Raw genomic sequence first — 20409 nt, forward strand, 5'->3', positions numbered from 1 at the left:
GCGTTGTCAGCGGTTCCGGTTGTCCGTCGTGGACATAGCGGCGTCGGCGTGAAGGATCCGGAAGCGGTCGGGTTCCGCCGGATCCCGGTCGACGACCTGGACGGGCGCCCCGGCCCACTGCCACACGCTGATGCCCGGCGTGCGGGAGAACCGGATCTGCCCGCGGGTGCCTTCGACCGCGACGCGCGGCCAGGACTCGGCCATGCGCGCCCGGTCGGCGCCGTGGGAACGCAGCACCTCGGCGAGGACGGCGACCGTGTCATAGCCCTCGAAAGCGACGAAGGAGGGCGCCTCGGCCAGCCGCTCGCGCAGGGCCGTCTCGACTCGTGCGCCGAGTGGGCTGAGACGCTCGGGCAGGTAGCGCAGGAACGGGATCGCGGCGCCGTCGTCGCCCAGCAGCGTCGCCCATTCGGCGAACTCCGGTTGCCCGGCCGGAGCACCGATCATGATCTCGGCGAGGCGCTGGTCGCCGCGGACGGCCTTGACGATCGGCACGGCCGGCTCCGGGTGGCCGACCAGAAGAAGGAGGGCTGTCGCGTGCCGGTCGACGAGTTCGTCGCACACGGCCGAAGGGGTGAGTGCGCTCATGTCGAGTTCGATGACGGTGCCGCCGCGTGAGGTGACGTAGTCCCGCAGAATGCGGGTGCCAGCAGCCCAGTAGACACTCGGCTGGGTGGCCACGGCGATACGGCTGTGGCCCGCGCCGAGCAGGAAGTCCGCGTAGACCTGCCAGCCGCGGGACTGCGGCGGGGAGAGGCGCGCGACCCATTGCGTCGGCTGTTCGGTGAGCGCGTCGAGGACCGCCGACGAGCAGAGGTACGGCAGGCCGAGGGCGTCGGCCCTGGTGGCAGCGGCGCGGGCGACGACGCTGTGATACTCCCCGGCCAGGGCGGCCACGCCCAGGCGGGCCAGTTCGTCCACGGCCGCCGCGGCCCTCTGTGGATCGGCCGCGGTGTCCCGGACCACCAGTTCAAGTGGTCTCCCGACGATCCCGCCGGTGTCGTTGACTTCGCGAACGGCCAGTTCGAGGCCGGCGAGCAGGTGTTGGCCCGCCTCGACCCAGCCGGGCCGGGTCAGTGGAAGGAGGGCGCCGATCCGGACGGATGATCCGCGTATCTGGGTGGCCATGACGGACATTGCAACCACCGCCCTCGCCGACGGACAACCGATTATTCGCCCCGTCTGCCGCCACCGTCCCTTCCGTCGGCCGTGTAAGCGGTGAACTCCCCAGGCAAGGGCGTTAGATTGACTCGCTGATGGTGGATGGAACCGATGGAACGGCTGGTCAGGGGGCAAGGGCGATGGACAGCGACGGGACGCAGGACGCGCGGGGCACGCATGCGACGCCAGTGCCGCGTCCGGCGATGCCGCCGGAGGTCCCTGCGGTGCCGCCTCGGCCCACGCGGGCACCCGGTGTGCCGGGGCCGGAGGGATCGTTCCTGGCGTGGCTGAGGGCGCCACGACCGGAGGCGCAGCCCGGCGTATGGCGGTTCGGGCATGTGCCGCGGCCGGACGAGGAACCCGAGCAGATCCCGGCGCGGCAGCTGCTGAGCGGGGCGGTGATCGCGTTCCTGGTCGGCTGGCTGGTCTGGTCGCTGCTCTGGAACGGCTACCTCGGCGGCTGGTGGGTGCTGCCCCTGGAGCTCCTCGTCCCGGACTCCTGGCGCCAGAACGGCGACGCCGGAAACGTGATCCTCTGGTACGGCTACTACGCCGTGATCATTTTCGCCATCATGTTCGCCGTCGGCCGCCTGGGCCGTTGGGGCGAGGTCTGGCGCCGCTACGGCCCGTCCGCCTGGCGCCGTGCCGTCCCGGCGCCCGAGCGACCGCCGACCCCCGAGCAGGACCCCGCGTCCTGGCCCGCGCTGCGTGCGGCCGGGGCCTCCGACGCCGCCGAGCGGCTCGCCGGTGACGCCCGCTCCGGGCTGATGCGCGACGTCGACTACGCCCGGATCACCCGTGCCTGGCAGGGCGTGCGCAGCGGGAGCCATGACCTCTCCGCCTTCTCGGGCGCCGTGCTCCGGGACGGCGCCGCCGCCTGTCTGCACCCGTCGGGTGAGCGCGACCTGCCGGCCCGGATCGCCCGGCACGACCTGGTCAGCGGTCAGGTCCGGCTCGGCACGACCGCCGACGACCCGCGCAACCCTTACGCCTATCGCGGCACCGGTCTCGGCCTCGGACCCGACCTGCTCGGCACCTCCTTCCTCGCCGTCGGCCCGGCCGGGTCCGGCAAGACGGGGACCGTGGTGCGGCCGCTCGCCGAGTCGCTGTGCCTGCACGCGCTGGCCGGGCGGGCCGCCGTGGTCGTGGTCGGCGCGGCGGGCGCCGGGCTCGGACCGGAGGACGCGTACGACGTCGTCGTACGGATCGGAAATCCGGAATCCGTCTACGACCTGGACCTGTACGGCGGCAGCGGGGACCCCGACGAGGCCGCGGCCGTGCTCGCCGAGGCGCTCGTCGGTGACCTCGCCGACCCGCATCCGGGCAGCGACAGCCGCCGCTCCACGACCGTGCTGGCCCAGCTCCTCGGGCCGTTCCGGGCGGTGCACGACCGCTTCCCGTCCGTGCCGGAGCTGCGGCAGCTGCTGGACGGCGCGCCCGGGGCGCTCGATGCGCTGCGCACGGCGCTGGAGGGATCCGGGCAGGAGTCGCTCATTCGGGAACTGGACGCGCGGGAACGGCAGTTGGGGCACCCGGGTGACGTGTCGGCCGTGCTCGCGGACCGGGTGGCGTTGCTCGACCGCCCGGCGTTCGCGGGCTTCTTCGACACCTCGGGACAGTCGCGCCCCTTCTCGCTCAAGGCCCTCGACCACCCCGTCCGGGTCCGGATCGACCTGCCCGCGCGCGGGCACGCCGAGGCCTCGCGGATGCTGGCGCGGCTGGTGCTGGCCCAGTTCACGGCGAGTATCGCGGTACGGGAGGACCGGTCGCTGTTCGCCTGTCTGGTGCTGGACGACGCGACGGGTGTCGTCACGCCCGAGGCTGTACGGGGCATCCAGCGGCTGCGATCGGGCAACGCGGGCGCCGTGCTCACGCTGCGCAGCCTGGACGACGCGCCGAGGCCGCTGCGCGGGCCGCTGCTGGGGGCCGCCGGATGCCGCATGGCGCTGGCCGGGGTCACGCCGTGGGACGGGCAGGACTTCGCCGAGGTGTGGGGCAAGGAGTGGACCGAGGCGCGGGACGTCACCGACCGGCAGATCATCGCCGAGACGCCGGCCGGGAAGGCGGTGCACGCGCTGCGGCGGGTGATCACCGGCAAGGCGCCGACCGCGCGGGCGGTGACCGTGCGGCAGGTCGAGCGGGAGCGCTGGTCGGCGTCCGAGCTGGCGCACGGGGTGCCGCCGGGGCACGCGGTGCTGTCGCTCACCAGCGTCCGGGGCGAGCACGCGCCACCGTTGCTGGTGGATCTGCGGGGGTGACCTCGGCGTCCGGGCGTGCGGCCGCGAGCCGACCGTACGGTGAGGCAGAATCGACACAGGTCGTTCATACACGGCGGCCAAAAGATCACAGCGATCACACGGATCACGTCGATTTGAAGGCCTCATGCCCCCCACGCTCGCCTCGCTCGTCCACCACTCCGCGCTCAAGCTGACCGTGCGGGCGGGCGCGGATCGCCTGGACGTACCTGTGCGCTGGGCACACGCCAGCGAGCTCACCGACCCCGTCCCTTATATGGAGGGCGGGGAACTGCTGCTGATCACCGCGCTCAAGCTGGACGCGGAGAACCCCGAGGCGATGCGGCGCTATGTACGGCGCCTGGTGGGCGCCGGTGTGGTCGGGCTCGGCTTCGCGGTCGGCGTCAACTACGAGGACATCCCCGAGGCGCTGGTCGACGCCGCGGCGGAAGAGGACCTTCCGCTGCTGGCGGTGCCGCGCCGCACGCCCTTCCTCGCCATCAGCAAGGCCGTGTCGGCGGCGATCGCGGCGGACCAGTACCGGGCGGTGACGGCGGGGTTCGCGGCGCAACGCGAGCTGACGAAGCAGGCGCTGACCGGCGGGCCGGACGGGCTGCTGACCGCGCTGGCGTCGCAGGTGAACGGCTGGGCGGCGCTGTACGACGCGTCCGGTGCCGTCGTCGCCACGGCGCCCGAGTGGGCGGGGCGGCGGGCGGCCCGGCTCACGGCGGACGTGGAGCGGCTGCGGGAGCGGCCCGCGCCGGCATCGTCCGTGGTGGGCGGGCCGGAGCACGAGGACCGCGTCGAGCTGCACACGCTGGGGACCGGGCGGCGGCCGCGCGCCGCGCTGGCGGTCGGTACGGCGGAGGCACTGGGCACGGCGGAGCGGTACGCCGTGCACTCGGCGATCGCGCTGCTGACGCTGACGACGGAGCGGTCGCGGGCGCTGCACGAGGCCGAGCAGCGGGTGGGGGCGGCGGTGCTGCGCATGCTGCTCGCCGGGGAGCCGGATCATGCGCGGGCCGTGGCGGGGGACCTGTACGGCGAACTGCTGGACGCGCCCTTCCGGGTGATCGTCGCCGAGGCGGCGTCGGTGTCGGCGGCCCGGGTCGTGGACTCGGGCGCGCGGGTGGCGCTCCCCACGACATCCGCCGCACTACTGGTCGCCGCGTCCGAGGCGAACGGCGATCCGCTGGCCGCGCTCACCGAGGTCGTGGAGTCCGCTGCGGCGCGGGCCGGTGAGGCGGTGCTCGTGGTGCCGGAGGGGGAGGGCGAGACGGCGCGGGTGGTGGTGCTCGCCGCGGACGGGGGCGCGTCGGTCGCGGCGTGCGCGGAGTACGCGGCGGCGCTGGAGGCGGCTCGGGCGGGGGCCGCGCCCGAGCGACCCGGCGCCGACGAGGACGAGCTGGTCGTGGGGCTCTCGGCACCGGCCGGACCCATCGCCGCGGCGGCGGCGTACAAGCAGGCCGAGCAGGCCGTGTCCGTGGCCAGGCGACGGGGCCGGGTGTGCGTGGAGCACGAGCAGCTGGCCGCCGGCTCCGTGTTGCCGCTGCTCGCGGACGACGCGGTGAAGGCGTTCGCGGACGGGTTGCTGAGGGCGTTGCACGAGCACGACGCGACCGGGCGGGGGGATCTGGTGGCCTCCCTGCGGGCGTGGCTGTCCCGGCACGGGCAGTGGGATGCGGCGGCAGCGGATCTGGGGGTGCACCGGCATACGTTGCGCTACCGGATGCGGCGGGTGGAGGAGATTCTGGGGCGGTCGCTGGATGACGCGGATGTGCGGATGGAGCTTTGGCTGGCGTTGAAGGCCACGTCGGCGGAGTAGGCGGGGCGAGCGGGCCCGGGCCGCGCGAGGGGCCTGGGCCGCGCAACCTACCCCGCCAAACCGGCGCACCCCTCACCCGCACCACTACACCTCGGACAAACGCCCCTCCGCCCCCGCACCCCTACCGTGGACCCCGAACCTCATGAAGACCCCCAACGCGGAAGGGCCGGGACTCCTATGACTTCCACCCACGCCTTCTGGCTCGCCGGTCGCCAGGCAAGTGGCGAGGACAGCCTCGATGTCACCTCCCCGTGGGACGGGCGGGTCGTCGGCACGGTGAGTGTGCCGACGGACGCGCAGGTCGAGGAGGCCGTGGCCGCCGCGTACGCCGTCCGGGACCAGTTCGCCGCGACGCCGGCCCATGCGCGTGCCGCCGCCCTCGACCACGTCAGCAGGCGGCTCGTCGAGCGGACCGAGGAGATCGCCCGGCTGATCTCCGCCGAGAACGGCAAGCCCATGAAGTGGGCCCGCGGCGAGGTCGGCCGTGCCGTGTCCGTGTTCCGGTTCGCGGCCGAGGAGGCCCGGCGGTTCAACGGCGGCGAGGCCCAGCGGCTCGACACCGACCTCGGCGGTCAGGGGCGGCTCGCCTTCACGCGGCGCTTCCCCAAGGGCGTCGTGCTCGGCATCGCGCCGTTCAACTTCCCGCTGAACCTGTGCGCCCACAAGATCGCCCCGGCCATCGCGGCCGGTGCGCCGATCATCCTGAAGCCCGCCCCGGCCACCCCGCTGTCCGGGCTGGTCATCGGTGAGCTGCTCGCCGAGACCGAGCTGCCCGCCGGTGCCTGGAGCATCCTGCCGGTCGCCAACGACCGGATGCCCGCGCTCGTCCAGGACCCGCGCCTGCCCGTGATCTCCTTCACCGGCTCCGAGACGGTCGGCTACGCGATCATGGACTCGGTGCCGCGCAAGCACTGCACCCTGGAGTTGGGCGGCAACGGCGCGGCGGTCGTGCTCGGCGACTTCGCGAGCGACCAGGACCTCGACTGGGCCGCCACCCGCATCGCCACCTTCTCCAACTACCAGGGCGGCCAGTCCTGCATCTCCGTGCAGCGGGTGATCGCGGACGCGTCCGTGTACGACCGGCTCGTGCCGCGCATCGTCGCGGCCGTCGAGGCCCAGGTCACCGGTGACCCGAGCGACGACGCGACCGACGTCGGGCCGCTGGTCAGCGAGGACGCCGCCAAGCGTGTCGAGACCTGGGTCGACGAGGCCGTCGCCGCGGGCGCCCGTCTCCTCGCCGGCGGCAAGCGCGACGGCGCCTCCTACGCGCCGACCGTCCTCACCGACGTACCGTCCGACGTCACCCTCGCCTGCGAGGAGGTCTTCGGGCCCGTCCTCACCGTGCAGAAGGTCGACGGGGAGGCCGCCGCCTTCGCCGCCGTCAACGAGTCCAAGTACGGCCTCCAGGCAGGCGTGTTCACGCACGACCTGCAGACCGCCTTCCGTGCCCACCGGGCACTGGAGGTCGGTGGCGTCGTCATCGGCGACGTCCCCTCCTACCGTGCCGACCAGATGCCGTACGGCGGCGTCAAGCAGTCCGGCGTGGGGCGTGAGGGCGTGAAGTTCGCGATGGACGACTACACCTACGAGCGGGTGATGGTCCTCACCGGCATCGCTCTCTGAGCGAGCCTCTCTCCACCCCTAGCTAATGGGAACCATTTTCACATAGGATCCCCGAAGGGGCCCGGCACCGATGCCTTCCGGTGCCGGGCCCCTTCTTTGTGCCGGCCTCGTCCGGACCCTCAACCGGAGAAGCCGACATGCGCGAGCCGCAGTGGGCCGCGCAGTCTGACGTGCACGTCACGAACGCCCTCGGCGATGATCTCGGCGCTCAGCGTCGTGTAGTCGTACGGGCTCGCGTCCGATGCCCGGGACGTCAGTACGGCCAGCGCCGGGCCCCCGTCCAGCGAGATCTCGACCACTCCGTCGCCCGCGACCGCCGCCGTCACCTCCGCGACACCGTCCCCGAAGTCGCAGTCCCGGTAGACCAGTTCGGCCGACCTGCCCTGCGCCGCCGTCACCGCGTCGCCCGACGTCTTCGTGCGGTCGACGATCGCGACGCCGCTCTGGTCGTCGAAGTCGGCCGCGCTCAGACCGAGTTGAAGGACATTGCGCGGTGCCGCGGCCTCGCCGTCCAGGAGGACGGTCGTGCGCAGGCGGACGTCCTCACTGGAGGCGCCGGCCAGCAGCTCGTACGGGCCCGCCTCGCGACGCCATCCGCCGCGCGCCACGTCCCAGAAGTCGAAGGCCGACAAGGGGACTTCGAAGGTCAGCTCCCGCTGCTCGCCGGGTTCCAGGCGCACCCGGTCGTGCGCCACCAGTTCACGGCGCGGGCGCGGCACGGTCGGGTCCACGGCGCGGATGTAGAGCTGGGCCACCTCGTCGGCCGTCACGTCACCGGTGTTGGTGACCGTGAAGGAGACCTCCACGGCGTCGTCGCCCACCGTCGTCCTCGGATCGGCGTACGAGAAGGCCGCGTAGGACAGGCCGTGGCCGAACGGGAACAGGGGGGTGCCCTCGAAGTACAGGTAGGTCTGGCGGCTGCCGATCACGTCGTAGTCGAGGAGGTCGGGCAGGTCGGCGTCGTCCGCGTACCAGGTCTGCGGGAGGCGGCCGGCGGGGGAGACGTCGCCGGCCAGGACGCGGGCCAGGGCGGTGCCGGCCGCCTGGCCGCCGTGGGACGTCCAGAGGATCGCCGGGAGGGCGGCCGGGTCGACCGCGTACGGGTACGCCGACACCAGTGCCAGCACCGTGTTGGGGTTGGTGGAGCGGGCCGCGCGCAGCAGGCGCTCCTGGTGGGCGGGGAGGGCGAGGGTCGGGCGGTCCTCGGTCTCGCGGCCGTTGATGTGCGGGTCGTTGCCCGCGACCACCAGGACCACGTCCGCCTCTGACGTGACCCGGGTTACTGCGTCTTCTCCGCTTTCGACGACTATGACCTGGAAGATTTCCGGATTCGCTTCGGCAACCCTGACGCCGTCGGCGGCGACAGAGACGTGGTGACCCGTACCGATGTGCCGAAGGAGGTGTCCGTTCTCGTGCGGTTCCAGGCGGAATGTCTCCTGGACGACCCAGCCTCCGGGCTGGTCGGCGGAGGCGCGGACACGGCCGTCCTCGGCGACGGAGAGGTAGCGGCCGTCGGGGGCGCGCAGGGTCAGCACGCCCTCGCCCCAGTCGACGAGGGCGAACTCGGTGCCGGTCGGGTCGGTGGTCAGCGGGGGCAGGTCCGTGCGGCCCGCCAGGAGCGCCGGGTCCAGGGCGCCCTCGGCGCCGCGCACCTCGTCGGCGGCGTCCGCCTCGGGGACGTGCAGGAAGGTTCCGGCCGAGGTCTTCAGCAGGACGCGGTCCACGCCCTCCGCGAACTCCACGCGCTCCGCGCCGAACCGCTCGTACAGGCCCTCCAGCGGGGTGGAGCGGTGGATGAGCGTGCCGCTGTACCAGTCGAGCTTGCACTCGTCGGCGAGCAGGCCGACCACCGCGAGCCGGGTGTCGGGCGCGAGCGGCAGCAGGCCGCCGCTGTTCTTGAGCAGGACGACCGACTGCTCCGCGGCCTCCTGGGCCAGGGCACGGTGGGCCGGAGTGTCGAAGTCCCCGGTGAGCGCGTGCGGGTCGTACTCCGGGTCGAACTCGCCGAGACGGAAGCGGACCGAGAGCTGGCGACGGACCGCAGCGTCGAGATCCGACTCGGTCAGCAGGCCCTGCTCCAGGGCCCCGCGCACCCGTGCGGTGATCTTCGAGCTGTCGGTGCCATGGTCGGTGAAGCTGTCGACGCCGGCGAGGATCGCTGCGGCCGTCGCTTCCTCGTGGGTGTCGAAGTAGTGCTCGGAGTCGACCAGGTTCGACGGCGCGCCCGCGTCCGAGCAGACCAGCAGATCCTCGTCGGTCCAGGTGCGCAGGTGCTCGCGCAGATACGGCGAGACGTGGTTGGGGCGGCCGTTGACCAGGTTGTACGCCGGCATCACCCCGGCCGTCGCGCCCGCCTCGACCGTCTCGCGGAAGGCGCGCAGGTCGTACTCGTGCAGGACGCGCGGGCGGACCGAGGAGGACGTGACATCGCGGCCCGTCTCGTTGTTGTGGGCCAGCCAGTGCTTGAGGACGGGCGCGGTGCGCCAGTACGTCGGGTGGTCGCCGCGCAGGCCACGGGTGTACGCGACGGCGATGGCCGAGGTGAGCTTCGGGTCCTCCGAGTAGCCCTCCTCGTTACGGCCCCACAAGGGGTGGCGCAGGAGGTTGACGGTGGGGGACCAGACGTTGAGGCCCACGCGGTCGTCGCGGGCGCGCATCGCGCGGGTCTCCTTGGAGACGGCCTCGCCGACGCGTCGTACGAGGTCCGTGTTCCAGGTCGCGCCCAGGCCGACGGCCTGGGGGAAGACGGTCGCCGGGCCCATCCAGGCGACACCGTGCAACGCCTCCTGGCCGGTGCGGAATTCGGCGACACCGAGTCGCTCCACGGCGGGCGCGAACTGGTGCAGGAATCCGATCTTCTCGTCGAGCGTGAGCCGCGACAGAAGGTCGTCGATGCGCTTCGCGAACGGCAGTCGCTGATCGCGGAAAGGCGGCGTAGGCGGCGTTTGTGCGGTCACGTGGGGATCCCCTTGCGGTGGAGCGGCGAGGCGCTTTCGAAGCGCTTCGATGCTCATTCGACCTGGGGGTGGGTGTCAAGACGCCCCGGCGCAACAACTCCGACTCCTGACCGTTATTTCAAGCGGCACATGAGAGCGGTCAGTTCCTCCATACCTCGGAGGAATCCTGGACATGACCCTTGTGCACCCCCATGCCTTCACTTAACCTCGCAGCAACATCGAAGCGCTTCGACTACGAGTTCCGCCCGTTCCAAGGGTGCGCGGCTCTCGGCAATGGTCGGAGGACGCTTCAGCTCAGCCAGTTCCACTCAGACACCGCAGCCGACGGCCCACCGCCGGGTGTCCAGGTGCGCCATGAAGGGTTGACGCAATGACGCCGAACGCCGCCTCCGGACCCAGCCGGAGAAGTTTCCTCGCCTCCACGGCGGTCGCCACCGCAGCGGTGGCCGGTGGGATGCCGCTGCTCTCCGCCTGCGGCGGTTCGGACGGCGGTTCGCGAGAGGGAACCACGTCGGGCAAGGCCGCGGACAAGATGCTCCCGACGTTCGTCGCCAGCACGGTCGCCAAGCCAGACCTTGCGTCGAAGAACGGTTCGGCGTCCGGCTATACCGGCAAGGTCGACCTCGCGGCCCTGACGGCCTCGGTTCCGGAGAAGCTCGGCACCGGCGCCTCCTTCAAGATCATGTCCCCGTTCTGGGGCTCCCCGCCGAAGGCCGGCAACCCCTACTACACGGCACTCGACGCCGCGGCGGGCACCAAGATCACCTGGCAGAACCAGGACGGCAACACCTACGGCCAGAAGCTGGGCGCCGTCCTCGCCTCCAGCTCCATACCCGACATGGTGGTCGTGCCCGGCTGGGAACTGGTCGGCAAGATCGCGAACGCGGTCACCGCGAAGTTCATGGACCTCGGCCCCTACCTGGCGGGCGACAAGGTCAAGAAATACCCGAACCTGGCCGCGATCCCTTCCGACGCCTGGCGCATGGGCATCTTCGGCGGTGCGCTGCGCGGCATTCCGATGCCGGCCGCCACCGCGTCGTTCATCGTGCCCTACTACCGCAAGGACATCTTCGACAAGAAGGGCTACTCCGTACCCAAGTCGCCCGACGAGTTCCTCAGTTGGGCCAAGGAGGCCACCAGCGCCAAGGCCAAGGTGTGGGCCTGCGGCGACATGAACTGGACGGCGTGGAACATCTTCGGTGTCCGTCCCTCCGGGACGCTCGGCTGGAACATCGGTTCCGACGGCAAGCTGATCTACCGTGTCGAGCAGCCCGAGTACCTCGAAGCCCTGGAGTGGACGCGCAAGCTGTTCGACGCGGGCGTCGTCCATCCCGACGACAAGGCGCGCTCGGGCGACGCGGGGAACCGTTTCACCGCCGGCCAGATCCTCGTCTTCAACAACGACATGTCCTCCTGGTACGGGAAGACCGCCGAACAGGCCGCGTCCAACCCGGACTTCCAGATCGAGGGTATGGACATCTTCGGCGCGGACGGTGGCAACCCGAAGCTGACGGCGGCCCAGCCCGCCGGTATCTGGTCGATGATCCGCAAGGGCGCCTCGAAGGCGACGGTCGAAAACGCGTTGGCCGCGGCCGACTTCGCGGCAGCGCCCTATGGCACCAAGGAGCGGATGCTCGTCGACTACGGCGTCGAGGGCACCCACTACAAGGTGAAGGACGGCGTCCCGGTCAAGACCGACCAGGGCAACTCCGAGGTGGTCAACGCCTGGGTGATGCTGGCGGCCCCGGCTCCTTACTTCGCCCACCCCGACTTCCCCGACATCGCCCGCAAGCAGGTCGAGTGGCAGCAGCGGATGGGTGCCTTCATGACGAAGACGTCCACGTACGGCATGAACATCGTCGAGCCGACCCGCTACGCCAACCTCGCCAGCCAGTTCGAGCAGTTGGAGATCGACTACGTACGCGGCCACAAGAAGCTGTCGGACGTGCAGGCCGCCATCTCCACCTGGAAGTCCTCCGGCGGCGACAAGCTGCGCGACTGGTACAAGGAGCTCATCGACAAGAATGGCAGCGGCAACTGATGTCTCTCACGGCCGGGAGCCGGCCTGACGGGGCCCGTCCCCCCGTGGCCGTCGAGGAGCCGACGGCCGCGGTCGCCGCCGCGGAGAAGGAACGGGTGCCGCGCAGGGCGAGCGGGGCGGGCAAGGTTCCCTGGCGGCTCCGGTTGCGCCGGGACCGCACGCTCATCCTGATGACGCTGCCCGTCATCGTTCTGCTCCTGCTTTTCAACTACGTGCCGCTGCTCGGCAACGTCGTCGCCTTCCAGGACTACGACCCGTACGTCTCCAGCAACGGCATCACGGCGATCTTCCACAGCCCCTGGGTGGGCGTGGAGCAGTTCTCGCGGATGATCGACGACCCCCTGTTCTGGGACGCCGCGAAGAACACCATCGTCCTCTTCCTGCTCCAACTGGTGCTGTTCTTCCCGATCCCCATCGCCCTCGCCCTGCTCATCAACAGTGTGATCCGGCCCCGGGTGCGGGCCGTGGCGCAGGCGATCATGTATCTGCCGCACTTCTTCTCCTGGGTCCTCGTGGTCACCGTGTTCCAGCAGGTCTTCGGCGGTGCGGGCATCATCGCGCAGACCCTGGAGGACCACGGGTGGAGCGGCTTCGACCTGATGACCAACGCGGACCTGTTCAAGTACCTGGTCACCGCACAGGCCGTGTGGAAGGACGCCGGCTGGGGGATCATCGTCTTCCTCGCCGCACTGGCCGCCGTCAGCACCGACCTGTACGAGGCCGCCGCCATGGACGGCGCGGGGCGCCGGCGGCGCATGTGGCACGTCACGCTGCCCGCGCTGCGCCCGGTGATCGCGCTGCTGCTGGTCCTGCGGGTGGGCGACGCGCTGAGCGTGGGCTTCGAGCAGTTCCTGCTCCAGCGGGACGCGGTCGGCGTGGGGGCCAGCGAGGTCCTGGACACCTACGTGTGGAACATGGGCATCCAGAACGGCGACTTCAGCTACGCGGCCGCGGTCGGCCTCGTCAAGGGAGCCATCGGAGTGTGTCTCGTCCTGGGCGCGAACAAGTTCGCGCACCTGCTCGGCGAGCAGGGGGTGTACAAGAAATGAGCCTCAACACGCAGCTGATCCGCAGCCTGAAGGCGCCCGCCCGCCCTGTGTGGGAGGAGCCGCCGAGCAAGGCCGGACTCACCGCCAAGAGCGGCCTCCTCGTGCTCTGTTGCCTGGGGGTACTCGGTCCGCTGTGGATCGTGATCGTCACCAGCCTCTCCCCGAAGCCGGTGATCGACCGGGTCGGCGGCCTCGTCGTGATCCCCCAGGGCATCACCTTCGTCAACTACACCGAACTGCTCAGCGGCGGCCAGGTCAGCCGGGCCATCATGGTCTCGGTCGGTGTCACGCTCGTCGGCACGCTGTTCTCGATGACGGTGTCGGTGCTCGCGGCCTACGGCCTGTCCCGCCCGGGCAGTCTGGGCCACCGGTTCTTCCTGATGACCATGATGGCGACGATGTTCTTCGGTGCCGGCCTCATCCCGACGTACCTGCTGGTGCAGTCGCTGGGCCTCACCGACACCTATCTGTCGCTGATCCTGCCGAGCGCGGTCAGCGTCTTCAACATCCTTGTCCTGCGGGCCTTCTTCATGGGGATCTCACCCGAGCTCACCGAGTCCGCCCGCATCGACGGGGCAGGCGACTTTCGGATCCTGCTGACCATCATCATGCCGCTGTCCCGGGCGGTGCTGGCCGTCATCTCGCTGTTCTACGCGGTCGGCTACTGGAGTGCCTGGTTCAACGCCTCCATCTACCTCAGCGACCAGGAGATGATGCCGCTGCAGAACGTGCTCATCCAACTGGTCCAGAAGAACACCGAGGCGCCGACCGGCCTCCAGCAGGCGGTCCGTACCGGGCAGTTGTCCGCGCTGGGGCTGCAGATGGCGGTCATGGTCCTCGCCCTGATCCCCGTCGCGGTCGCCTCCCCCTTCGTCCAGCGGCACTTCAAGAAGGGCATGCTCACCGGAGCCATCAAGGGCTGACGCTCACTTCAGGAGATCTGCGCCGTAGGGCCAACGGTTGTTCGTTGTCTGCGGCTTCGTCATGGCTGGTCGCGCAGTTCCCCGCGCCCCCAGGTAGGTATCCGCACCCCCGTTGCAAGAACGAGGTATGTCCATGCGCACGTCCCGACCCAGCAGACGAACCGTTCTCGCCGGCACCGCAGCCGCCGCCGCGCTCACCACTCTCCCCTCCCTGACAGGGCACGCCTCCGCCGCAGAGCCCACTGCCGCCGCCGGCCACGCATACCGCTGGCGCAACGCCGTCATGGGCGGCACCGGATTCATCACCGGCGTCCTCTTCCACCCGTCCGTGCGCGGCCTCGCCTACGCCCGTACCGACATCGGCGGCGCCTACCGCTGGGACGAACGCGCCGCCCGCTGGACCCCGCTGACCGACCACCTCGGCTGGGACGACTGGAACCTCCTCGGCGTCGAGGCCATCGCCGTCGACCCCGCCCACCCCGATCGCGTCTACCTCGCCCTGGGCACCTACGCCCAGTCCTGGGCCGGCAACGGTGCCGTCCTGCGCTCCGACGACCGTGGCGCCACCTGGACGCGTACCGACCTCACGGTGAAGCTGGGCGGCAACGAGGACGGGCGCGGATGCGGGGAGCGGCTGCTCGTCGATCCGCGGGACAGTGACACCCTGTGGCTGGGGACCCGGCACGACGGGCTGCTCAAGTCGACCGACCGGGGCGCCACTTGGGCCGCCGCGATGGGATTCCCCGGTTCCCCGAGCGCCACCGGGCAGGGCGTCACCCTCCTCGTCGCCGCAGGGCGCAGCCTGTACGTCGGCTGGGGGGACGGTGACGGCACCGCGGGGGCCGCGAACCTGTACCGGACCGCTGACGGCACCACGTGGGAGGCCGTTTTGGGGCAGCCCTCCGGCGCCGCCGCCAAGGTCCCTGTCCGCGCCGCGTACGACCGCCACACCCGTGAGCTGTACGTGACGTACGCCGACGCGCCCGGCCCCAACGGGCAGTCCGACGGCAGCCTGCACAAGCTGTGCACGACGACCGCTATCTGGAAGGACGTCACACCCGTGAAGCCGGGCGGCACCACGGCCGACGGCTCCGCCGACACCTTCGCCTACGGCGGCGTCGCCGTCGACGCCCGGCGTCCCGGCACCGTCGTGGTCTCCACCAACAACCGGTGGGCGGCCGTCGACACCCTGTACCGGAGCACCGACGGGGGCCGGACCTGGGTCTCCCTGAAGGACTCCGCCGTCTTCGACGTGTCCGAGACCCCCTATCTCAACTGGGGCGGGGACAAGCCCAAGTTCGGGTGGTGGGTCCAGGCCGTCGGCCTGGACCCGTACGACTCGCGGCACATCGTCTACGGCACCGGCGCGACCCTCTACGGCACGCGGGACCTGAAGAACTGGGCCCCGCAGATCCGCGGCCTGGAGGAGACGTCCGTGCGCCAGCTGATCTCGCCTCCGGTCGGGCAGGCGCATCTGATCAGCGGCAACGGGGACATCGGCGTGATGTACCACGAGTCGCTCACGGCGTCCCCCTCGCGCGGCATGGCCACGAACCCCGTGTTCGGGTCGGCGACGGGGCTCGCGCAGGCCGCGGCCGAGCCGGCGTACGTCGTCCGCACCGGCTGGGGCGACAACGGCAACGGCGCCTACTCGAACGACGGGGGGCAGACCTGGGCGCCCTTCAAGGCCCAGCCCGACGTCGCCAAGAACGCACCGGGGCCGATCGCCACCAACGCCGACGGCAGCGTGCTGCTCTGGGTCTTCGTGCACTGGGACGGCACGAAGTACCCCGCCTACCGCTCCACGGACAACGGCACCACCTGGTCCGAGGTCTCCTCCTTCCCGAAGGGCGCCACGCCGGTCGCCGACCCGGCCGACCCGACGCTCTTCTACGCGTACGACACCGACACGGGAACGCTACTCGCCAGCACTGACAGTGGCCGTACCTTCACCGCCCGTGCGACCGGACTGCCCAAGGGGGACAGCCAGTTCAAGGTGGTCGCCGCGCCCGGCAGGACCGGTGACCTGTGGCTCTCCGCCAAGTGGAACGGGCTCTACCGGTCCACCGACGGCGGCGCCGCCTTCACCAAGGTCGCCAGCTGCTGGGCCTCGTACACCCTCGGGTTCGGCAAGGCGGCCGACGGGGCGGACTATCCGGCGATCTACCAGGTCGGCTCCACCGAGAGCATCACCGCCGTCTACCGGTCCGACGACGAGGCCAAGACCTGGGTGCGGATCAACGACGACCAGCACCAGTGGGGCTGGACCGGCGAGACGATCACCGGTGACCCGCGCGTGTACGGCCGGGTCTTCCTCGCCACCAACGGGCGCGGCGTGCAGTACGGGGAGCCCGTCTGATGCCGGAGCGACAAGGACCCGCCCTGAGCGACGCCACCCGAGGCCGCCTCCTCTTCGGCGGCGACTACAACCCCGAGCAGTGGCCCGAGGAGACCTGGCACGAGGACGTCCGGCTGATGAAGGACGCCGGGGTCAACTCCGTCACCCTCGGCGTCTTCTCCTGGGCCAAGCTCGAACCCCGGCCCGGTGCACGGGACTTCGGGTGGCTGGACCGGCTGATGGACCTGATGCACGAGAACGGCATCGGTGTCGTCCTCGCCACCCCGACCTCCTCACCGCCGCCGTGGATGGGGCGGCTGCACCCCGAGACGCTTCCGCGTGACGAGGACGGCCGCACCGAGTGGTGGGGCTCCCGGCAGCACTTCTCGCACTCCAGCGCCACCTACCGGCGCTACGCCGCCGCCATCACCGAGGACCTCGCCGCCCGCTACGGCACTCACCCCGCCCTGCGGATGTGGCACATCAACAACGAGTACTGCACCTACGACTGGGGCGACGAGGCCGAGGACGCCTTCCGCGGCTGGCTCCGGGCCAAGTACGGCACGCTCGACACCCTCAACGAGGCCTGGGGGACGGCATTTTGGAGTCAGGGCTACGGCGACTGGTACGAGGTCCTGCCGCCGCGCCGGGCGCACTACATGAAGAACCCCACGCAGGTGCTGGACTTCAAGCGGTTCACGTCCGACGCGCTGCTGGAGTGCTACCTCGCCGAGCGCGACATCGTCGCCCGGCACAGCCCGGACATCCCGGTGACGACCAACTTCATGCCGTTCTATCAGGGGCAGGACGCATGGGTCTGGGTCGAGCAGGAGGACGTCGTCTCGATCGACATCTATCCGGATCCTCGTGATCCGTTCGGCGGGCAGTACGGGGCGCTGATCCATGACATGACGCGGTCGCAGGCCCGCGGCGGTCCCTGGATGGTCATGGAGCAGGCGGCCGGGCCGGTCAACTGGCGCGGGGTCAACCACCCCAAGCCGGCCGGCCTCAACCGCCTCTGGTCCCTCCAGGCCGTGGCCCGCGGCGCCGACGCCGTCTGCTACTTCCAGTGGCGGCAGTCCCGTCAGGGCTCGGAGAAGTTCCACTCCGGGATGGTCAGCCACGCGGGGGAGCGGGGCCGCACCTTCCAGGAGGTCAAGCGGATCGGTGCCGAACTCGCCCTGCTGAGCGAGAAAGTGGCGGACACCCGGGTCGAGGCGGCCGAGGTCGCCGTACTCCTCGACTGGGACGCCTGGTGGGCGAGCCAGCAGGACGGGCGGCTGTCCGGCGAGGTCGACTATCCGCAGGTCGTCCGTGCCTGGCACCGCGCGCTGTGGGAGGCGCACACCGTCGCCGACTTCGCCCGCCCCGAGCAGGACCTGTCCGCCTACAAGCTGGTCGTCGTCCCGCAGCTGTACCTGATGACGGACGCGGCCATCGACAACCTCGTCGCCTACGTGAACCAGGGCGGCACCCTGATCTCCGGCTTCCAGACCGGCGTCGCCGACGAGGACGACCGGGTGCGCGAGGGCGGCATGGACGCCCGCCTGCGCGACCTGTTCGGCATCCGCGTCCTGCACGAGTGGTGGCCGCTCGACGCGGGCGAGAGGACCGACATCGAGGGCTTCCACGGCACCCTCTGGTCCGAGGAGATCGAGGCCGCCGACGACGTGGACGCCGTGATCCCCTACAAGGGCGGCGAGTTGGACGGACTCCCGGCCGTCCTGCGCAAGGGCCGCGCCTGGTACGTCTCCACCCTCCCCGAACCGCACGCCCTGCGCACACTGCTCGCCGACATCGCCGCCGACGCGGGCGCACGACCGACCCTCGCCGGGCTCCCGGCCGGCGTGGAGGCCGTACGCCGGGGCGAGCTGCTGTTCCTGCTCAACCATGGGCGTGACGGCGTCACCGTGCCGCTGCCCGGCCGCCACCGCGACCTGCTGACCGGCGCGAGCGTCACCGACGGGGTGGAGCTGGGGCGGTACGGGGTGGCCGTGCTGGAGGCGGCGCCATGACCGGCCCGGTGCACGGCACCTGGGAACCCGCACCCGCCGCCCGCTGGGAGGACGCCTTCCTGAGCGGGAACGGCCGACACGGCGTCATGGTGTTCGGTGATCCGAACGACGACCAGGTCATCGTCAACCATCACACCCTGGTCCGCCCCAACGGCGCCGAGCACGCCCGTCCGCCCGCCCTCGCCGCCGAACTCCCGTGCCTGCAGGACCGGTTGCTCGGCGGAGACGTCACCGCGGCGGAAGGCTTCACCGACGGGCGAGGGCTGCAATGGGTGCAGCCCTTCCACCCCGCCTTCCGGATCCGGCTGCGCCGCCCCGCCGCCGAGGAGCACGGCGACTACCGGCGCGAGGCCGACTTCACCACCGGCGTGCTCACCGCCCACCGCGCCGGCCGGCGCAGCGAGGTCTTCGTCTCCCGCGCCGACGACGTCGTCGTCCAGTACGTCACCGAACCCGGCCTCACCACCGACGTGACCCTGGACCCCCAACTGCCGGGCGCCCCCCATGGCCTGGCGGTCGGCCACAGCGCCGTCCTCACCCCCGAGGGCGCGCTCGTCACGCTCCGCGTCCGCTACCCCGGCAGCGACCGCGCGTACACGGGCGTCACCCTCGCCGTCGTCACCGGCGGCACCCTCCGCTCCTCCCTGCCCGGCATCCGCGTCGAGGGGGCCCGCTCGCTGCTTCTGCTCACCCGCGTCCGGCGCCACACCGGCGAGGTGGACGCCCTCGCCGAGGCAGCCGCCCTGCGCGCCCTCATCCCAGGCGGCGACGGCGACCACGACGACCCGTACGACCGCCTCCTCGCCCGCCACACCGCCCTGCACCGCCCGGCCTACCTCCGCGCCGGCCTCGACCTCGGCGCCGAGGAAGCCGAACGCGCCCTCCCGGGCTCCGAGTTGGTGAGCCGTCCGAAGAGCCCCGCCCTCCTGGAACGCCTCTTCGCGGCCGGCCGCTACCACCTGCTCTCCGCCTCCGGGATGCTGCCGCCCCGCCTCACCGGCCTGTGGACCGGCGACTGGAACACCGCCTGGTCGGGCGCGTTCACCACCGACGCCAACCTCAACCTCCAGACCGCATCGGCCGCGGCCGCCGCGCTGCCGGAGGTCACCGAGGCACACGCCGCCCTGATCCACGGGCAGTTGGACCACTGGCGCGACAACGCCCGCGCGATCTTCGGCATCCGTGGCGTGGTGGCCCCCGCCCACACCGACGGCGAGTCCGGGCACATCTACCACTTCAGTCGCGAGTACCCGCTGCACCTGTGGACCGCCGGCGCCGACTGGCTCCTCAAGCCCCTCGTCGACCACGACGAGACACGCGGCGACCGCGACCCGCGCACCGCCGCCGCCCTCGCCGAAGTCGCCCGGTTCTACGAGGACTTCCTCACCCGCACCGACGTCGAGGGCAACCTGGTCGTCGTCCCCTCCTACTCGCCCGAGAACCGCCCGGCGAACGCGAGCTGGGGCACGATCAACGCCGCCATGGATCTCTCCGCGGCCCGGCACGCCCTGCTCACGGCCGCCCGGTACCACCCGGAGCACGCCGACCGCTGGCGCACCCTCGCCGACCGCCTCCCCCCGCACCGGATCAACGACGACGGCGCCCTCGCCGAATGGGCCTGGCCCGGTCTGCGGGACTCGTACGACCACCGTCACCTCAGCCACCTCTACGGCGTCTGGCCGCTCGACGAGATCACCCCGTACGACACCCCCGGCCTCGCGGCGGCCGCCCACCGCGCCCTCGAACTGAGGGGCGCCGAGAACGACTCCGCGCACGGCCACCTGCACCACGCCCTGATCGCGGCCCGCCTCAGGGACGGCGGCCGGGTCGCCCACGCCCTCGACCAGGTCCTGGGCGGCGACTTCTTCCACGCCTCCCTGATGAGCGCCCACTACCCGAACCGCGACGTCTACAACGCGGACGCCGCGCACACCCTGCCCGCCGTACTGATCGAGATGCTCGTGCAGTCGACCCCGGACCGGCTGGTCCTGCTGCCCGCGCTGCCGCCCGCCCTCCCGCAGGGCCGGCTCCGGGGCGTACGCACCCGGTTCGGCGCGGAAGTCGATCTGACCTGGACGCCCGAGGGAGCCACAGCAGTCCTGAAGCCGACCCGCTCCCACCGCATCGAACTCCGGACTTCCACCGGCGACGCCCAACCGCTCGACCTCGTCGCCGGAGAAGACCACGTCCTCAGCCTGGGGGCGTGGTAGCACCCCGCAAATCCGCCGCAAATCCCCCCACTC

11 protein-coding genes are annotated in these 20409 nt (G+C 71.5%); 9 read left to right on the plus strand and 2 right to left on the minus strand.

Going from position 1 to position 20409, the window contains the following annotated elements:
* Nucleotides 1–6 precede the first annotated feature (6 nt).
* Nucleotides 7–1128, minus strand: coding sequence for an ABC transporter substrate-binding protein (locus tag BLU79_RS35740; RefSeq protein WP_256333585.1), 1122 nt, complete (start codon nt 1126–1128; stop codon nt 7–9).
* A 173-nt stretch (nt 1129–1301) separates the two neighbouring features.
* Between BLU79_RS35740 and BLU79_RS35745 the strand changes: the two genes are divergently transcribed.
* The 3 genes from BLU79_RS35745 (at nt 1302) to BLU79_RS35755 (ending at nt 6843) form a co-directional block, all read left to right on the plus strand.
* Complete coding sequence (locus BLU79_RS35745; RefSeq protein WP_093910138.1) at nt 1302–3419, plus strand: ATP-binding protein; 2118 nt, start codon at nt 1302–1304, stop codon at nt 3417–3419.
* 124 nt (nt 3420–3543) lie between these two features.
* The gene (locus BLU79_RS35750; protein WP_093910139.1) at nt 3544–5220 is read left to right on the plus strand and encodes a PucR family transcriptional regulator; all 1677 of its coding nucleotides are present in this window, start codon (nt 3544–3546) and stop codon (nt 5218–5220) included.
* A gap of 177 nt (nt 5221–5397) precedes the next feature.
* The gene (locus BLU79_RS35755; protein ID WP_093910140.1) at nt 5398–6843 is read left to right on the plus strand and encodes an aldehyde dehydrogenase family protein; all 1446 of its coding nucleotides are present in this window, start codon (nt 5398–5400) and stop codon (nt 6841–6843) included.
* A gap of 119 nt (nt 6844–6962) precedes the next feature.
* Here BLU79_RS35755 and BLU79_RS35760 read toward each other — a convergent pair whose 3' ends face one another.
* The gene (locus tag BLU79_RS35760) at nt 6963–9800 is read right to left on the minus strand and encodes a glycoside hydrolase family 3 C-terminal domain-containing protein (protein ID WP_093910141.1); all 2838 of its coding nucleotides are present in this window, start codon (nt 9798–9800) and stop codon (nt 6963–6965) included.
* A gap of 370 nt (nt 9801–10170) precedes the next feature.
* On the opposite strand from BLU79_RS35760, the gene BLU79_RS35770 reads away from it, so the two are divergent.
* The 6 genes from BLU79_RS35770 (at nt 10171) to BLU79_RS35795 (ending at nt 20376) form a co-directional block, all read left to right on the plus strand.
* The gene (locus BLU79_RS35770) at nt 10171–11841 is read left to right on the plus strand and encodes an extracellular solute-binding protein (RefSeq protein WP_093910142.1); all 1671 of its coding nucleotides are present in this window, start codon (nt 10171–10173) and stop codon (nt 11839–11841) included.
* Nucleotides 11841–12890: an ABC transporter permease gene (locus tag BLU79_RS35775; RefSeq protein WP_093910143.1), complete on the plus strand. Its 1050-nt coding sequence runs from the start codon at nt 11841–11843 to the stop codon at nt 12888–12890. The genes BLU79_RS35770 and BLU79_RS35775 overlap by 1 nt, the downstream gene beginning before the upstream one ends.
* Nucleotides 12887–13813, plus strand: coding sequence for a carbohydrate ABC transporter permease (locus BLU79_RS35780; protein ID WP_093910144.1), 927 nt, complete (start codon nt 12887–12889; stop codon nt 13811–13813). Before BLU79_RS35775 ends, BLU79_RS35780 begins: the two co-directional genes overlap by 4 nt.
* 133 nt (nt 13814–13946) lie before the next feature.
* Nucleotides 13947–16172 (plus strand): sialidase family protein, encoded by a 2226-nt coding sequence (locus BLU79_RS35785; protein ID WP_093910173.1) that lies wholly within the window; start codon nt 13947–13949, stop codon nt 16170–16172.
* On the plus strand, nt 16172–18166 hold the full coding sequence (locus BLU79_RS35790; RefSeq protein ID WP_093910145.1) for a beta-galactosidase: 1995 nt from the start codon (nt 16172–16174) through the stop codon (nt 18164–18166). Before BLU79_RS35785 ends, BLU79_RS35790 begins: the two co-directional genes overlap by 1 nt.
* Nucleotides 18163–20376, plus strand: coding sequence for a glycosyl hydrolase family 95 catalytic domain-containing protein (locus BLU79_RS35795; protein ID WP_093910146.1), 2214 nt, complete (start codon nt 18163–18165; stop codon nt 20374–20376). The genes BLU79_RS35790 and BLU79_RS35795 overlap by 4 nt, the downstream gene beginning before the upstream one ends.
* The last annotated feature ends 33 nt before the right edge of the window (nt 20377–20409 follow it).

The organism is Streptomyces sp. cf386 (assembly GCF_900103585.1).
In the GTDB taxonomy this organism is placed as follows: Bacteria; Actinomycetota; Actinomycetes; order Streptomycetales; family Streptomycetaceae; genus Streptomyces.

What these genes read in the sequence shown, in the direction of transcription:
- BLU79_RS35775 (WP_093910143.1), top strand. Translation starts at nt 11,841, where the DNA reads ATGTCTCTCACGGCCGGGAGCCGGCCTGACGGGGCCCGTCCCCCCGTG.
- BLU79_RS35745 (WP_093910138.1), top strand. Translation starts at nt 1,302, where the DNA reads ATGGACAGCGACGGGACGCAGGACGCGCGGGGCACGCATGCGACGCCA.
- BLU79_RS35740 (WP_256333585.1), bottom strand. Translation starts at nt 1,128, where the DNA reads ATGGCCACCCAGATACGCGGATCATCCGTCCGGATCGGCGCCCTCCTT.
- BLU79_RS35770 (WP_093910142.1), top strand. Translation starts at nt 10,171, where the DNA reads ATGACGCCGAACGCCGCCTCCGGACCCAGCCGGAGAAGTTTCCTCGCC.
- BLU79_RS35755 (WP_093910140.1), top strand. Translation starts at nt 5,398, where the DNA reads ATGACTTCCACCCACGCCTTCTGGCTCGCCGGTCGCCAGGCAAGTGGC.
- BLU79_RS35785 (WP_093910173.1), top strand. Translation starts at nt 13,947, where the DNA reads ATGCGCACGTCCCGACCCAGCAGACGAACCGTTCTCGCCGGCACCGCA.
- BLU79_RS35795 (WP_093910146.1), top strand. Translation starts at nt 18,163, where the DNA reads ATGACCGGCCCGGTGCACGGCACCTGGGAACCCGCACCCGCCGCCCGC.
- BLU79_RS35750 (WP_093910139.1), top strand. Translation starts at nt 3,544, where the DNA reads ATGCCCCCCACGCTCGCCTCGCTCGTCCACCACTCCGCGCTCAAGCTG.
- BLU79_RS35780 (WP_093910144.1), top strand. Translation starts at nt 12,887, where the DNA reads ATGAGCCTCAACACGCAGCTGATCCGCAGCCTGAAGGCGCCCGCCCGC.
- BLU79_RS35790 (WP_093910145.1), top strand. Translation starts at nt 16,172, where the DNA reads ATGCCGGAGCGACAAGGACCCGCCCTGAGCGACGCCACCCGAGGCCGC.